The organism is Peribacillus sp. R9-11 (assembly GCF_031345095.1).
Classification (GTDB): domain Bacteria; phylum Bacillota; class Bacilli; order Bacillales; family DSM-1321; genus Peribacillus; species Peribacillus butanolivorans.
In genome coordinates, this window is the sequence record NZ_CP133763.1 from 2,058,530 (window position 1) to 2,074,552 (window position 16,023).

The following is a 16,023-nucleotide window of genomic DNA, read 5'->3' on the forward strand; positions in this document are numbered from 1 at the left end:
GTATACGATAGGTGGCAAATGAAGTATTAATTCATTTGAACGAAGCTAAAGAACATTGGGAAAAAAGTAGTTTTTGAGACAATTCTTATTCAGTTAACGGGTAGCGTAATTAAATAAGGAACACGAAAATTATCAATCTTTTTTATTAAAGAATATTCGATTAAATATTATAAGAGCAGGTTTTGAACAATCATTTTTCAAAACACGCTCTTTTCTATGTTCGTTTATTAAGGGAGCATTAATTTAAAATAAATTTTATTTCAAAACTAAAAATTTTACTCACTTACATTAGTAATATATGGTATTATTTAAAATGGTATTATTTTCTAAAATATGCAATCTGGGGTGGAATTTACATGGAGTTTTTTACTAAGTGGTCGTTTAAGAACAAGGCAGCTGTTTCATTAGTAACCATTTTTATTTTGTTGATAGGAGTTGTTAGTTATTTTAAACTGCCTATGGAATTTTTACCATCTGCTGATAATCCACAAGTTACGATTGTCACAATGGGGCAGGGCACTGATTCGAAAACGATGGAAACGCAAGTTACAGATCCGATAGAAAGGGTTGTTACAGGAGTAAAAGGAAAGAGTTCAGTATACTCCACTACTGGAGATGGATTTTCAAAAGTAGATCTATTCTTTGAATCGGGATCTGATATGAAACAAGCAAAACTTGATGTTCAAGAGGCTTTAGACAATGTAACATTGCCTCAAAATATTGCAAAGCCTACTGTTACACAGCTTAATACCTCAATGATTCCTATTTCATTTATTGCTGTGACTTTTAAGGAAGGATTAACAGCTGAAAATCTAGACTTTGCTAAGAAAGAATTAGAGCCTCTATATAAAGATATTAAAGGAGTTTCAGATGTACAGACATTTGGAGTTTCTCAATCTGTTCTTTCAGTTAAAGTGGATAATAAACAATTGGCTAAAAAGAAAGTCTCCATTCAAGATGTAATGAGCGTCCTTAACGGTCAGAATACAGCTCTAGCCGTTGGCGAGAAGGTGATTGATGGGAAGACAAGTAATATTAAGGTTATCGGTGATTTAACGAGTATTGAAAAATTAAAAGCGCTAAAGGTCACTTCAAAGGTCACGCTAGGAGAGATAGCAAAAGTTGACGAAGCGAAGAATGGTAACCTCATTAGTCGTTTTAACGGAAAAGAAAGCATTGATATAAGCATTATTAAGGACAGCCAATCAAATGCTGTCACAATCAGTAAAGAAGTTGAAAAAGTATCAAAAGAAATTAATGAAAAGTATCCTGACCAGAAATCAACTATCTATTTATCTACAGCTGATATGGTGGAGACTTCTGTTCAGACGATGGTTAAAGAAGTGCTACTTGGTGCACTATTCGCCACTATTGTGATTATGGTCTTTTTACGAAATGTACGGTCTACATTTATTACAATCGTATCCATACCGTTATCTCTTGGCTTCACGTTATTTTTGCTGTCATTGTCAGGAGTGACGTTAAATATATTGACGCTAGGCGGTGTCGCTGTAGCGATTGGTCGCTTGGTGGACGATAGTATTGTTGTTATTGAAAATATTTTCCGGAAAATGCAACAAGAGAAGATTTCAATCCAATTGGTTATGGATGCAACAAAAGAAGTAGGAGTGGCGATAACAGCTTCAACACTTACTACTGTAGCCGTCTTCTTGCCAGTAGCTTTATTGAACGGAGGGCTTCAAGAATTTCTACTGCCTTTTGCTTTAACGGTCACTTATTCTTTGCTAGCTTCTTTAATTGTAGCATTAACTGTTGTTCCGTTAATGAGTGCAGGATTGCTGAAGAAAGCGAAGTTGCCAAAACATCGACCAGCTAAGCGTTTTACTAAGTTGGTTACTTGGTCATTAAACCATAAATGGATGGTCTTGATTGTTGCATTGCTGTTGTTTGTCGGTTCAATTGGCACATATTTTGCTATGCCAAAAGGAGCAATTGATAATTCTTCAGCTGACTATGTCTCCGTGACGTTAACTTATCCAAATGATCAGCCCTTTGATAAAGTAAAAGAAAAAGCGATTGAACTCGAAGAAACGATTCAAGATATGAGTGAAGTGGATAATGTGTTCATGCAATTAGGAAACTCTGCCGAAGCGGCTCAATATGGCGCTGTCACATCACCTACAGAAGCGACTTTTGGTATCTTAGTGAAGGATAAAGCAAACATAGATACAATCTTGGGGGAAATCGAAAAGCAAAAAGAAAACTATCCTGATGCGAAGCTTACTGCCACCGCTTCTTCATTTATGATGGGGGCATCAAAGACGAACATTACGATAGACGTGATTGGCAGTAATGTTGAAGATTTGGAATCGACAGCCAATAAGATCAAACAAAATATTCAAGATATTAAAGGAATTGAAGATGTTACAACGAACCAAGACGAAAAGAAAACCATTTATTCATTCAAGGTAGATCCGGCTAAAGGCAACACAGAACAAATAGGGCAACAACTTGGTATCATGCTTAATAGAACCCCAATCGGCAATATTACCTTGGAGGATAAGCAGACACCTGTAGTCCTTGAACCAATCTTAGATCCTAAAAAACCAAAGGATTTAAAGAATATACCTATTATGACAGATGGTGGTTTAGTCCCGGTGTCAAAAGTTGCTTCTTTAAAGAGTGAAGAGAGTGCAACTACCCAGTTCCATAAAGACGGAGAAACGTATCTTCAATTAACTGCAACCGTAGATCCGGCTAAGCTTTCTGATATTGCAAGCAAAATAAATCTTGAGATTTTTGGAGACAAGGAGAACAAAGGCCTTGCTATTCCGAAAGATGTAGATATATATGTTGGAGGAGCTAGCGCACAGCAAACTGATGATTTTACTGATTTGTTCCTTACCATGTTAATATCTATAGGCATTGTCTTTCTAATCATGGTTATAACATTTAAATCAATTAAAGCACCGGTCGCGATTTTATTTTCATTGCCGTTCGCTGCTATTGGAGCAGTGTTAGGATTGGTTATCAGTCGAATTCCAGTGGATATTACAGCACTGTTGGGTGCGCTTATGTTAATTGGAATTGTGGTGACAAACGCGATTGTGCTTCTGGATCGAGTCAAACAAAACGAACAAAAAATGATTATTCGTGATGCAATTATTGAAGCAACGGCTACAAGATTCCGTCCGATTATTATGACGGCTGTAGCAACCATTTGTGCAATGCTGCCTCTTTTATATAAAAAGGCAGAAACAGGAAGTCTGGTTTCACAAAGCTTAGCCATCGTTGTCATTGGCGGGCTAGCTGTTTCTACACTGCTCACACTTATCGTCATTCCATGTATATACGAATTGCTACACTATAAAAAATCGAAAAAACAGAGAAAGAAAAAGAGAGAACCCGTTAACGAACACATGGAGATGTAAGGAAGCTTAATAAAAAAGTTTGTAGAGAAAGCGACGCTTTCTTTACAAACTTTTTTTTCTGTAAAATGGATATAAAACTTACAGTTACAAGAGCCAGTCAAAGAATAGGGAAGATGGCCTTTAGATTCTTTGTCTGTTTTTCCTGTAGTCCTTTAGATTCAGCGTAGATATATATCAAAATACATATGATCATCTCATGCTTTTTAAATTTTATTTAAAAAATAGTTGACTTCCGTTCAACCTGTAACTAAAATAGTTACAGCAGAGGTGATAAATAAAACAACCGCAAGAAGCAATGGAACAAGTAGTTACATCACTACTAAATCAAATAATGCTGCACAGTGAATGTGTAGTTAATCAATTGCATTCTATATTGTAGAGAAAGCATATTTTTTTACCTTTATTGTAACTAATTAAGTTACAAGTGGAAACTATTGATAAAAAGAGAGGAATATAATATGAATGTAAAAATTAAAGCTTATTCTGATTTCATATGTCCATTTTGTTTTTTAGGAAAAGGTCCTTTAGATGAAATCGTAAAGGAAAAAGATGTAGAAGTAGAATGGATGCCATTTGAATTGCGTCCGAGTCCATATTCCAAAATTGATCCATGGCAAGAGCCTGAAAAATTGAATTCATGGGATTCTTATATTCTTCCTACTGCGAAAAAGCTCGGAGTCGATATGCGTTTACCACGTGTTTCTCCACATCCATATACACATTTGGCTTTTGAAGGGTGTCAGTTTGCAAAGGAGCATGGAAAAGGGAATGAGTTCCACAGCAGAGTGTTTACGGCATTTTTTCAAGAGGAACAAAATATTGAAGATATTGAAGTATTAACAAAATTAGCAGGTGAAGTTGAACTGCCTGAGGATGCTTTTAGAGAAGCGTTAGTGTCACGTAAGTATCGCGAAGTGCATCAAGAAGCTCTAAAGCATGCTTACGAAGAAGCTAACATTATGGCTGTTCCAACGTTTATTATTGGTGATGAAGTTATTCAAGGACTAGCTAGCAAAGAAAGGTTAGCACAAGCCATTGAGAACGAAGCAGAAAAAAATAAACAAAATGAATTTGATGGCTTGCAATGTGATATGAAGGGAAATTGCTAATAACGGTTTAAACTATTAGAAAAAATCTATGAATATATAATTTTAACATTAAACATAATTTGGAGGAATCAAAATGTCAGTAACTAAAACAAATTTAAAAGACGCAATCATCAATCGTCGTTCCATTCGAAAGGTGAAAAAGAACGAAAATATTACGAAAGAAAGAATCAATGAAGTATTAAAAACCGCAATACATGCACCATCTTCATTTAATATGCAAAGTGGACGTATAGTGGTAGTGATGAATGACGAGCATGAAAAGTTTTGGGATATTGTTAAAGAAACACTTCGTTCTCGTGTTCCAGAAGAGAACTTTGGAGCGACTGTAGAACGATTACAAGGATTTCGTGATGGAGTAGGTACAATTCTATTCTTTGAAAACCAAGAAACAATAGAGCAAATACAAGATAAAGCACCATCATATAAAGAACAATTTCCATATTGGTCCCATCAAGGAAGTGCAATGTTGCAGTATGCAATATGGATGTCTTTATCAGCAGAAGGTATTGGGGCATCTTTACAACACTATAATCCAATTATTGATGAAGAAGTAAAGAAAACTTGGGATATTCCAGGAAAATGGAGTTTAGTAGCCCAAATGCCATTTGGTGAGCCGAATGAACAACCGGGAGAAAAAACCTTCTTACCTTTCGAAGATGTTGTGAAATTTTATTAATACAAGCAAGTATATGAAGGAAAAAACATGTCAAATTTACAATTTGAAGTCTTTACAGAATCTACGTCAGCATATCAAGCAGATTTTGGTACATGTTTAGGAACTTCAAAATAAGAAAATAGTGAAATTTAATCAATATGTGGATAGTCATGTTGTTCAAAAGGCTATTACAGTCTAAAAATATCAAGTTTCTTAATTTAACATTCCAACCATTAAATAAAAAGAGCCTGTTTACTTTTAACGTAGTAAAAACTGGCTCTTTTTTTGTCGGCATTTGCTAAGCTGGATAGTAAATTAGTAGGGAATTTTAAGAACTGGTGATCTATCAGCTGAAGAAAGGCATCTCATAATTAAATTAATAGTAAACAGACCACCATTTAAATTTTAGATGGTGGTCTGTGCTTATCATTGATAAGAGTTATTATCCAAATTTTATATAGTTAGTTTCAATTGTCTGAGATATATCGTATGGCCCCTCATCTTTATTTGAAGGTATGACCGTTGTAATTCCAGACTGCGGATAATAAGAAGAGTTAAAACTGACACCTGGGTCATAACCCATGACATGATATTTACAAATTGTATTATCCTTCTTACTTATCCAAATCCCGTATCCATAATATTCTTCGTCCTCCTCACAAATGTGAGGGGTCAAAAGTAGATGGGTTGTCTCTTCATTTAAAAGTTTATAGCTAAGTAGAGCTTCCCAAAACTTCATCATATCAGGAGCCGTAATAAATGCTCCTCCATCTGCCCCACCTTGAATTGGGACGGCATAATTATTGGTTTTCCATGTTCCAGCGTCCTCTAAATCTATATAACCAATTGCGGTATTTTTAGGTAGTCTATCTAAAGAGAAATAACCAGAATCATGCATATCACACTTTGTAAAAAGATTCGTTTCTATATATTTAGTAAAACTTATACCTGTTTGTTGCTCAATAATTAGTCCTAATAGAATATAGCCAGCATTATTATAATGAAACCTTTCTCCAGGAGTAAACATCATCTTATTATTTTGAAACATAGGTAAAAAATCAGATAAACTTGTTAGTAGGTACATCGGTTTATCTTTCCAAAGGTCTTCAAAATTCTCCATTACAGCTTCATCAAAATAATCAGGTATCCCCGAACTATGTGTTAGAAGGTGGTGGATCGTTATATCTTCATCGAAATTTGGAAAATTAAGGTCTAAACAATCTTTAAGCCTTGTTTCGAAAGCAATATCTCCTTTTTCTACTAACTGACAAATCGCTACCGCTGTAAACAATTTGCACCCAGAAGCGATTCCAAACTTAGTGCTAATTTTATTTTTTATTTCATCAGCTCTGTTAGAAAAACCAAAGGCAGCCTCATAAACGCAATTATTTTTATTATTTATTAAAATAACACCAGAAAAGTCTATCTTACTTGTTAAATCTACTATATCTTTATTTATATTTATCATAAAAACACATCCTATATCTGATTTACCAATCTTTTTTACTGAGTAATTATTAGCTACTATTTTAATTAACTGTTCCAGGACTCCTAATAATTTTATCACATTATTTTTATCGAATGGAATTATTTACTAAATTAATGAGATATCCTAGCGATTTAACTAATACTAATAAAGGAGGGTTTATTGAAAAGTTCAAGTGAAAATCTACTAGGATTGCTTGAGGTGGTTGAGTCTGTGTTGCACCATGATAGTTGAAGCCAGACATATTTTTAGTTGTTATCGTAGTTAACCTATTGTCCATTGATGATACTTTAGCAAAGAACCTTGAAGATCATGGAGTGTTATGTCTTCCTTTTTTTGTTGTAGAAATATTATTTCAGTTTTGATGTTCTTTCTGCATAGAATTAGTTTGGAGATAAATAATTGACAATGAGAATCATTTTCATTTATATTAAGTGTATACTGAAAGTGATTCTCAATTAGGTTGGTGATATAGATGAAGGTATTCATTGGCTACGTAAGTTTATCAGATAATACCGAGAAAATGGCTGTAATCATAAAGTTTATAGAATGAAGGCTGCAGGCTGTAAGGTATATATGGAAAGATTGGATACGGTAGAAGTAGATACCTTAAAGGATTTTGATTTGGCCATTATTGGATTATATACATGGAATAAAGAAGATTTGCCATATGAAGCAAACGAACTTTATGAAGAAATAGAACAAGTAGATTTTCAAGAAGTAAAAGTCGCATTTTTGGGTGCCGGCGACTTGACCCAACAAAACCTTGCGCCGCAATAATTATTCTTTCCGATAAAATGAAGGAATATGGTTTTCATGTATTTGAGAAAATATTAAAAATTCATCAAGAAAGCTCTACATATGATCAAATAAAGAAATGCGAAGATTTTGCAGTTTATGCTTTTATATGGGGAAACAAGAGGAAAAAATGGCGATTTCTCTCGTGGAATCGGGTGCTAAGCATCCCGAAATGCCAAAAGTCTGCATATTTGTAAAGGAGGCCGCTTGATGAATACGCAATTAAGTATAAAAGGAGAAGTAAAAAAAGATCAGCTTATACAAGAACTTCTGAAATTTGGGATATTTAAAAAATATAATAAACAACTATATGAACTTCCAATTGTTGTCCTCCAAAAAGAATTCAATCACTTAAGAGGTGAATAAAAAATGTCTAGAAAAAGGAAATCTTTTAATGAACTACTCAAGGAAAACCGCGAACATTTGTTGCATGACAAAAGTGAGTTGGAACGAATTTTTACAAAAATAGATCAAAAAGCGATTGTTGAGTTAAAAAAAGATCAAGTACAATCATAATAGACAATGACTTAAACATCGTTTGATAAATAGTTAAACAGTTTATAAAAATGATTAACCGAAATCAAAATGTGATTTCGGTTCTTTTACTTATCGTGCATTTTTTCATGAATCCTAATACATATACCAACTGCTCGATAAATCTCCGGAAAAAATCCTCTATAAATTATTTAAGGGCTAACTGAGTATGTCGTTTAGGATCTTTTTTAACTACGTATCAGTTACGTCGTTAAATCAAAAAATCATTGTTTAAGCCTATCTCTTTATAGAAAGCGTTCCTCTCCTACGAGCACAAAGGGTGACTTCATCCTTGCATATGTAAAAAGAATTACAAAGTTAAAAGAGTATAAAAATGTGTAAGTGGTTGTTAAATTTGAAGATGAATAGAGAATAAAAACTGTGAGAAAAGAATGAGAAAACTAATAAAAAACCCCAAATAGGGGTTTATATAGTTAATATCTGAATGGTCTTCGCGGACAACAAGGAGGTTGTGGCACTCCACCAACAAACCTTTGAGTGTAACACTCATTCACTACAGATACATTATTTGGAGAATGATGTATATACTTTTTCACATGTCTATTAACGATTGTAGTATGTGTCGGATGAACAACAGGTATTACTGTGTTCGTGACATTGGTTTTAACAAATTGTTTTGTGGGTGAAATTTGAGGTGGACTATGCTGAATAGGAAAAGTTTGTGACGGACAATATTGTGGTGGACATTGACCATTGTGTGCATTAGCCCATGTTCTATTATACATTTCAAAACCTCCGATTCTTATTTTATAAGTCATTGATAGTTTATGAAATGCAATAATAAATGGACTAGTATAAATGCCTCATTTCAAAACAATAACATCGAAAAGGTTAACTTTGAAAATTATCAAAAATATATAATTTTCATCTTGGTAATATTACTCAGTACGGCTAAAGCATAATAAAAAATAACTATTCCGGATAAGAAATAGTTACAAAAGTTAATCGGGGTCTAAGGGAAATGCAAAAGAAAATTCTATCTATTGTCAGTATAAGTAGTGATCCAAAGGTGGTTCCAATGAACACGATAGACCAACTAACATCTATACTTTTTCAAAAAGCAGCCGTTTTGCATCTTTGGTTCTAGAAACAGAGAACATGTACATCCACATCTGTTTATTATGTGCCTAAAATGGAAGGGGTTATCGATGGAAGAGACGTAATTATAAGAGGGTGAATTTGTGTAGGATTATCAAATCTAGTCTTTTAAGTTTAATCCCCCTATAAGCGCAATGACATACGGAAAGCTATTTATTAGGCTAGCATTTAATTTGAATAGTGCCCTACTAAAACAGTAGACTAAGTTTCGAAACAAGTTTACGAATATGTAGAGCAAGATGCTGATATGGACACCTGGCCCCTTTTAATTTTTAGGTAATGTATGTAGGTTAAGGTGACCGATTTCTTGATTAATTTGTGGAGGGAACCAAAGAGGCAGTAATACTGTTACAGGTTTAAGCGATAATATACATCTTGCCTAAATTTTTCATGAGCAATCTAAAGGCTGTGGAATGGCTTTGAGCGAGTGATTAGCTCTGTCTTCATTAGCAAGCTTTACCCTATCCGTGTTGATGTGGTCACTCTACATTAATCAAAAACCCCACAGGAAGTCATTGATCGACTTCTAGTGAGGTTAGAATCGTTTGTTTAGCTTAAAAAACAAAAATTATGAAAAAATTATCATTTAAATATATTTATACTGATAATTGGCATAGCAAAAACATAAATTAGAAACGCACCTACTATAGGAACGATTAAGAACGCTTTACTTGAAGGCCCATATTTAGCAGAGATTGATCTCGATCTCGATGGTCATATTATTATTTCTTGTCTACGCACATGAATACTTCATTTATTAGGTTAGCAGCTAGTTTTACCGTGCGATTATCATAATCTAATGATGGATTTACTTCACAGATATCAAATGAAATAGTTTTCTTATGTGAAGTAATTTTGCGAATTAATTCTCTAACTATTTTTCCAGAGAGACCAAATGAGGAAGGTGCACTAACACCTGGTGCTTCAGAAGCGTTTATAACATCCATACAAAGTGTTAATATAATACAATCATTTTGATTTATAAAATTTTGAATTTTCTCTTCATTTTCATTGGAAATCTCATTTACTAATTCTTCTTCATAAATCCAGGAACAATTAAGTGAGGTAGCGGTGTTAAATAATTTTTTTGTGTTTCCATAACGTTGAATACCAATAGGTAAATAACTTGCTTGACTATCATTGTCCAATATTTGTTTAAACATTGTTCCAGAAGAAGTCATTTGGTCATAAGAACGTAAGTCAAAATGAGCATCGATGTTAAGGATCCCTATTTTAACATTTGGTCCAACATGCGACCTTACTCCTAGATAATGTCCATAAAAGGTTTCATGTCCGCCTCCCAAAATAACAGGAAACATATTTTTAGTTAATATTTTCTCAACGTGACTTCCTAATTCAGCTTGAGCTGCTTCTAACTGTTGATTTTCACAAATGATATTTCCAAAATCAACTAGACTATCTGTTGATTGGCCGTGCCAAGATAAAGAAGATAAGGATTTACGTATTTCATTTGGAGCTTCTTTGCTTCCAAGTCTTCCTTTATTCCTGCGTACGCCTTCATCACAAGAGAATCCTATTATCCCGCATGAATCATTTGTTGATGTTCTTGAATGATCACTAACTATTTGATGAATTCTAAATTCATCTTTATCTATTAAACTATCTGTTCTGCCTTTCCATAAATCCATATTTGGTACTTCATACATTTATTATCCCACCCTAGAAATTATTTATTTATTAGAGTATATCTGCTATTATTTATAATATCCAATACGTATTTTCAATATATTAATATAAAAAAACTATAAGTGGGGTGCATTTTTGGATATTAGGCAACTAACTTATTTCATTTCTGTAGTAGAAAATAAGAGTTTTTCAAAAGCAGCAAAAAAATTGCACCTTTCTCAACCCTCGTTAAGCAATGCAATTACAAAATTAGAACATAATATTGGATTTCCTTTACTTGAACGGTCTACTCGTTCTGTTCGACTATCAGATTCAGGAGAATTATTCTATCAAAGAGCAATTGAAATATTAAAAAAATTCCAACAATTTGAAATAGAATCGGCAGAAATACAACAAGTTGGAAATAAGCAGCTGTCTATCGGAATTATTGAATCAACAAAACATTGGATATCTCAGGTAATTAGAGATTACAATAAACATCAATCAATAACTCATTATCAATTAGACGAAATATTAAGTAAAGAAAATGTAATTAACGCATTACTAAATTATAAAAATCATCTTGTTTTAACAAATCAAGAAATTACTCACCAAGAATTAAATGTACAAAAATTATATTCTGAAAAATTATGTTTAATTGCAAATGTTAATCATGCACTGTTCAAGATACCGAATATTTCATTATCGGATATTCAGCCATACCCTTTTATTATATGTTCAGATGGATTTGAAACGAGGAATAACATTTTCAAAGCCTTTGAGGCCGAAAATCTTTCTCTAGATGTACAATTTTCCGTCGAACGCTTTGAAACAATTTGTGAACTAATTTCAAATGACTTAGGCATCAGTATCTTACCTGAACGATATTGTGAAAGTATAAATGATTCTAGATTGCATTTTGAATATTTGGATTCTTCATATTTTAACCGTACTGTGTATCTAGTTACAAGTAAGAATCGTTTTGTTGCTCCACATGTTAACTTATTTATTAAACATATTTTTGATTTTCACAATCTCGAAGTCCCAATAGAGTAAAGCCTATTGGGGCTTTTTTGTCGTAAGAAAGCTATAATCCGAGGGTCCCATATGAAGTTCACATAATAGGGGTGGAGGATTAAGCACCTATAGAAGTATCTCGTTTGTAAAATGTTATTCCTGAAAAGTATGATTATTATCCCCAGTGATCTTGAAAAACACCAGTTTTTTCATGTTTCTTTATATCACGAAACAATAATCCGAAGGGGGTAACTGGGATTTTTCGTATGTTGTCTCTAACAGCCCAAAATTAAAAGAGTAGCAATTGCTATTCTTTTAATTTTTAACCAGTCCTATTTTAATTTAATTCTAATTGAATTGTAGTAACAATATTAGCATCATCGATCCATAAATAAACATTCTTACATTTGTGCGTGAAATATCTAATCGCAAAAGTATCTTTTAAAGAATCTTCTAAAGTCCAACTGGATAAGGCAAGAGAAATTATAGGACCCTGTGATGTGTTTTTTAAACAATCTAACACCTCATCGAACTCCATATCTTCGTATTTCTCTATAAATTCAGATAATATCTTGTATGATTTTTGAGGTCTCCATTCATATTGTGTGTTGTTAATTGTCCCATATAGATTTTTTATTATTGGATTTAAATTATTCAATCTGATCAAAGAGAGAGATTCTTGATTCGGCTTACTTAACATTATTTCTGATGGTAATTCATTTTCTAATACAATTTTCGTGTTGTCAAAATGCATAATGATTTCTTCGATTACTTGATTATCAATTCTATTATCGACAAATAACGAAGTAACACTCTTATCATCTTGAGAACCCAACAATAAAAAGAATTGAGTTAATAGTGAATATTTTTTTTGGATATTTGATTCGGGAATACATTCCCTGATCTTGAAATCCAAAAGACTGTTTGTATTGTCTTCAAACTGATTATTTGCTTCAAAAGGTTTCATCCATTCCAATATAGAAAACCACCTAGTATGTTTTTATTTTACCTCAAAATAACTATAACCATTTGCAATTGCTGAATAATGACCATTTTTTACTGTCATGAACGTTCCATCTAGTTTTGCACGATATTTTCCAGCAGACAATCTGTCAGATGATATTGTTTAGTAGCTTCCAATAAGGTCAATTATGTTAATTAGAGTTGCAAACGTTATTCAGAGTAGATTTATTCTATTCGAATATTAAAGAATCCCCAATATTATATTGTTTTTCATCAATAATTTTATCTTTTTTGTAAAAAATAACCTTGACCTCTTTTTCTTCAAAAGCTTTTATGATGGTATCTTCCGTTATCCCCTTAGAATAGAATATAAATTCGCTCTTGTATATATCAGAATTATCACTTTCTTTTTCGGAGGAATTCCCGAACCAATATCTCTGCTGATTATCAATTGTATTAATTACTTTCTTAAAGTCTGGTATATTTACTCTCTTCTTACTAGAACCATCTATCTGGAAGGTAAGAGAAAATTTTCTAAAGTCATCCTTTTTTTTAGGGTCTTTAAGGTAATTCACCTGTACTTCTTTAAATTCATCATCCGTTAATTTATCTATTTGAACATTCAAATTTACATTTTCCTCTTTACTAGTACTTTTATTACTACAAGCCCCCATAATAGCAATAATTAAGATTAATAAAATATTTTTAATAAATAAAGTTTTTTTCATGTGATATCTCCTCTTAATTTATTTTTAACCATTATAAATAATCTAATGAACTGTTTCCCTTTTAAAGGGATTGTAAATGGGGGGAATTGTTAAAATGTCTGTGTCTTAACTTTCCTCTTTAGAAGGTACTAATTTTAAAGCTTTTGTATTATCAAGGACACCATATCCATATTCATGAGGATTCCCAATTTTTCTGTTGCACCTGCAACATATGGTGTCGCCACAGAAGTTCCGTTTATATATATAATGATTGTCAATATACGTACTATAAACATTTTCACCTGGAGCCACTATATCCAACTCTCTACAGTATGCTTCTTGATAAAGTAGGATCAGCTGACAATAAATTAAAGCTAGCTCGGTGGAATGACGCGGTTCAGATCATTTAATAATCTATACAATTAGCATATGTCAATGCCACATATGTTAATTGTATAAAGAGTAATCGAAATGATAATTAAGGAGTATCGAAATGTATCCTTCCAGCTTGTCTTCCCCGGTAAGTGATGGAATAGGCTACCCGTTTATTTTGATTGGTGTTGTTTTCATAGTTTTTCGATTCATTCCATCTTATTAATACATTTAGGACTAAAGCTGATTCACTAAACGTGATTAGACCCTAATTGTTAAATTATATTTTTAACATCTTTATGGATGTATTTCCAAATATTTAAAGCTATTCAAATCAGTGTTTCCAGAAATAATAAGAAAAAACACAATGGAGAAATCAAATGAAAAACAAAAAAATTTATCAAGTATTTATCGTTACTTTTTTATTTGTGTTAATGATTAATCACACTGTTTATGCAATTGAATGGGAAGATGAAGATGTACCTATAAGCTTTAAAATTGAGATGTTGCCTTGGGAGATTGTAAATAACATTATTCCTAATAAAACAAATTTCACCATTATAGATATTGAAACTGGTTTATCATTTAAAGTACAACGAAGAGCAGGTAGCCATCATGCCGATGTACAGCCACTAACCAAGGAAGATACTCAAATCATGAAGAAAATTTATAATAATAAATGGAGTTGGAATAGAAGAGCTATTATTGTATTAATCAATAATCAAATGATTGCTGCATCTATGCATGGAATGCCACATGGCGCTGGTGCTCTTCAAAATGGTTTTTCAGGTCACTTCTGTGTTCATTTCTCTGGAAGTATAACGCATCGTTTGAAAAACGAAGATCTTTCTCATAAATTAATGGTATTGAAAGCGGCTGGTAAGCTTGACGATTATATAGAAACGGTAAGTCCCTATGAACTTATTCGTATTTTTACCATTTCCATTAATCAAGGAAATCAGAAATTATTAGCACTGACCTTATCAAATCCGAGTCATCTTAATCGTGTCAATAAACTTATTGAAGATATTACATATTTTGGTGTGGTTGACCCTTTAAGACAACCACCTGAGCAACTAAATGGGGTATTTCTCGTGGATGTACCCGTTCAAGTAGCTATCTATAAGAAGAGAGAGGGCAAAGAAAAAAAGGTTATGCATTTTATGATCCGAAGGGACAGTTTGACTGATCGTTGGTTTATTGATCAAGATTCGCTCTATGAAGACTTAAAATAGGATATGTAAAATGAGGAATACATGAAATGATAAATTCCAACCCATATTAAATTAATGTGGGGGTGGTTTCACTGAGATTAACATGGATTGCCGGCCTTTTACTATTCGTTCAACAAGTGTATATTCCTGACAGCTTATCGGTAACCCAGCAAGGGCAAACGATTGCTGTTGTCAAACGCGCTGATGTTTCTATGCCATTTCTAGATGTTCCTATGATGGACGTGGATAAATACAATCAGCTTATCGAAAAAATAGACCGTCATGTGTATCAAGAGCCTGTAAATGCCACAATCGACAAGAATGGTAATATTCTTCCTGGGCGGGTGGGTTACAAGTTATACCATCAAGCATTTAAAGAGCAATTTTTTTCCTTTCTATACGGACGTAGAGAACAGAAAGTTGAAGTTCCCTTACTTGCCATTCATCCAAAGGTTGATAACGAACTACTTGCTCAGATTCGTGTAAATAAGATTGGTGAATATAGAACCTATTTTAATGTGAATAATAAAAATCGTTATAATAATATTTCGCTCGCTACAGACGCCATTAATAATTATGTCGTGTTTCCAGAAGAGACGTTTTCTTTTAACCAAGCCGTTGGTAAGAGAACAGTGAACAAAGGATATTTGCCCGCTCGCGTTATCGTCAAAGGAGAGTTTTCTGAAGGGGTCGGTGGAGGGATTTGTCAGGTTTCATCCACTCTGTATAATGCCATCGACAATGCAGGGTTACAAATTATTCGCCGCTATTCCCATACTAGGCATGTTCCTTATGTTCCACCAGGCCGCGATGCCACGGTAAGCTGGTATGGTCCTGATTTTCGCTTTAAAAACAAGTACAATCAACCAATCCTAATCCGAGCTACAACGCAAGAAGGCACAGTAAGTATCAGTGTTTACTCTTCAGATATGATAAATAATGAGACACGGAAAGTTCCCTATGCTTCAAGTCAGATATTAAAGGAAGCTTTGGATTATACGAATGTGAAAATTGTTGATTAAACAAGGGGC

General features: G+C 33.3%; 14 protein-coding genes. 9 read left to right on the forward strand and 5 right to left on the reverse strand.

All coding sequences use genetic code 11. The features are described from left to right. Nucleotides 1-356: 356 nt before the first annotated feature. The 3 genes from RE409_RS10100 to RE409_RS10110 all read left to right on the forward strand — a co-directional run bounded on the left by RE409_RS10100 (nt 357) and on the right by RE409_RS10110 (nt 5,177). The gene (locus RE409_RS10100) at nt 357-3,392 is read left to right on the forward strand and encodes an efflux RND transporter permease subunit (RefSeq protein ID WP_309558923.1); all 3,036 of its coding nucleotides are present in this window, start codon (nt 357-359) and stop codon (nt 3,390-3,392) included. A 458-nt stretch (nt 3,393-3,850) separates the two neighbouring features. Beyond that, nucleotides 3,851-4,501 (forward strand): DsbA family oxidoreductase, encoded by a 651-nt coding sequence (locus RE409_RS10105; RefSeq protein ID WP_201224974.1) that lies wholly within the window; start codon nt 3,851-3,853, stop codon nt 4,499-4,501. Nucleotides 4,502-4,574: 73 nt separating this feature from the next. Then, nucleotides 4,575-5,177 (forward strand): nitroreductase family protein, encoded by a 603-nt coding sequence (locus RE409_RS10110; protein WP_309558924.1) that lies wholly within the window; start codon nt 4,575-4,577, stop codon nt 5,175-5,177. Between the two features lie 421 nt (nt 5,178-5,598). On the opposite strand, the gene RE409_RS10115 is transcribed toward RE409_RS10110, so the two are convergent. Then, nucleotides 5,599-6,624, reverse strand: coding sequence for a serine hydrolase domain-containing protein (locus RE409_RS10115; protein WP_201183346.1), 1,026 nt, complete (start codon nt 6,622-6,624; stop codon nt 5,599-5,601). 567 nt (nt 6,625-7,191) lie between these two features. Between RE409_RS10115 and RE409_RS10120 the strand changes: the two genes are divergently transcribed. The 3 genes from RE409_RS10120 (at nt 7,192) to RE409_RS10130 (ending at nt 7,956) form a co-directional block, all read left to right on the forward strand. Next, entirely contained in the window at nt 7,192-7,422 is a 231-nt protein-coding gene (locus RE409_RS10120) for a flavodoxin domain-containing protein (protein WP_201254502.1), read from the forward strand. Nucleotides 7,423-7,650: 228 nt separating this feature from the next. After that, a complete protein-coding gene (locus RE409_RS10125) occupies nt 7,651-7,806 on the forward strand; it encodes a Fur-regulated basic protein FbpA (protein WP_083450699.1) in 156 nt (51 codons plus the stop codon). Nucleotides 7,807-7,809: 3 nt separating this feature from the next. Then, nucleotides 7,810-7,956, forward strand: a complete 147-nt coding sequence (locus RE409_RS10130) for an FbpB family small basic protein (RefSeq protein ID WP_152952254.1) — start codon at nt 7,810-7,812, stop codon at nt 7,954-7,956. 452 nt (nt 7,957-8,408) lie between these two features. Here the strand turns inward: RE409_RS10130 and RE409_RS10135 are convergent, their stop codons facing one another. Together RE409_RS10135 and hutG are read right to left on the reverse strand one after the other, a co-directional pair. Further along, nucleotides 8,409-8,720: a CotD family spore coat protein gene (locus RE409_RS10135; protein WP_201224972.1), complete on the reverse strand. Its 312-nt coding sequence runs from the start codon at nt 8,718-8,720 to the stop codon at nt 8,409-8,411. Nucleotides 8,721-9,815: 1,095 nt separating this feature from the next. After that, the gene (hutG, locus tag RE409_RS10140; RefSeq protein WP_201224971.1) at nt 9,816-10,760 is read right to left on the reverse strand and encodes a formimidoylglutamase; all 945 of its coding nucleotides are present in this window, start codon (nt 10,758-10,760) and stop codon (nt 9,816-9,818) included. A gap of 115 nt (nt 10,761-10,875) precedes the next feature. Here hutG and RE409_RS10145 point away from each other — a divergent pair, with 115 nt between their 5' ends. After that, complete coding sequence (locus RE409_RS10145; RefSeq protein WP_309558926.1) at nt 10,876-11,775, forward strand: LysR family transcriptional regulator; 900 nt, start codon at nt 10,876-10,878, stop codon at nt 11,773-11,775. A 298-nt stretch (nt 11,776-12,073) separates the two neighbouring features. On the opposite strand, the gene RE409_RS10150 is transcribed toward RE409_RS10145, so the two are convergent. Together RE409_RS10150 and RE409_RS10155 are read right to left on the reverse strand one after the other, a co-directional pair. Further along, on the reverse strand, nt 12,074-12,712 hold the full coding sequence (locus RE409_RS10150; protein WP_201254504.1) for a hypothetical protein: 639 nt from the start codon (nt 12,710-12,712) through the stop codon (nt 12,074-12,076). A 217-nt stretch (nt 12,713-12,929) separates the two neighbouring features. Next, complete coding sequence (locus RE409_RS10155) at nt 12,930-13,427, reverse strand: hypothetical protein (RefSeq protein ID WP_201254505.1); 498 nt, start codon at nt 13,425-13,427, stop codon at nt 12,930-12,932. Nucleotides 13,428-14,158: 731 nt separating this feature from the next. Here RE409_RS10155 and RE409_RS10160 point away from each other — a divergent pair. After that, complete coding sequence (locus RE409_RS10160; RefSeq protein ID WP_201181253.1) at nt 14,159-15,013, forward strand: hypothetical protein; 855 nt, start codon at nt 14,159-14,161, stop codon at nt 15,011-15,013. A gap of 71 nt (nt 15,014-15,084) precedes the next feature. After that, a complete protein-coding gene (locus tag RE409_RS10165) occupies nt 15,085-16,014 on the forward strand; it encodes a VanW family protein (RefSeq protein WP_242486185.1) in 930 nt (309 codons plus the stop codon). Nucleotides 16,015-16,023: the final 9 nt, after the last annotated feature.

Coding starts and splice junctions, on each gene's coding strand:
- RE409_RS10100 (WP_309558923.1), top strand. CDS start 357: ATGGAGTTTTTTACTAAGTGGTCGTTTAAGAACAAGGCAGCTGTTTCA.
- RE409_RS10105 (WP_201224974.1), top strand. CDS start 3,851: ATGAATGTAAAAATTAAAGCTTATTCTGATTTCATATGTCCATTTTGT.
- RE409_RS10110 (WP_309558924.1), top strand. CDS start 4,575: ATGTCAGTAACTAAAACAAATTTAAAAGACGCAATCATCAATCGTCGT.
- RE409_RS10115 (WP_201183346.1), bottom strand. CDS start 6,624: ATGATAAATATAAATAAAGATATAGTAGATTTAACAAGTAAGATAGAC.
- RE409_RS10120 (WP_201254502.1), top strand. CDS start 7,192: ATGAAGGCTGCAGGCTGTAAGGTATATATGGAAAGATTGGATACGGTA.
- RE409_RS10125 (WP_083450699.1), top strand. CDS start 7,651: ATGAATACGCAATTAAGTATAAAAGGAGAAGTAAAAAAAGATCAGCTT.
- RE409_RS10130 (WP_152952254.1), top strand. CDS start 7,810: ATGTCTAGAAAAAGGAAATCTTTTAATGAACTACTCAAGGAAAACCGC.
- RE409_RS10135 (WP_201224972.1), bottom strand. CDS start 8,720: ATGTATAATAGAACATGGGCTAATGCACACAATGGTCAATGTCCACCA.
- hutG (WP_201224971.1), bottom strand. CDS start 10,760: ATGTATGAAGTACCAAATATGGATTTATGGAAAGGCAGAACAGATAGT.
- RE409_RS10155 (WP_201254505.1), bottom strand. CDS start 13,427: ATGAAAAAAACTTTATTTATTAAAAATATTTTATTAATCTTAATTATT.
- RE409_RS10160 (WP_201181253.1), top strand. CDS start 14,159: ATGAAAAACAAAAAAATTTATCAAGTATTTATCGTTACTTTTTTATTT.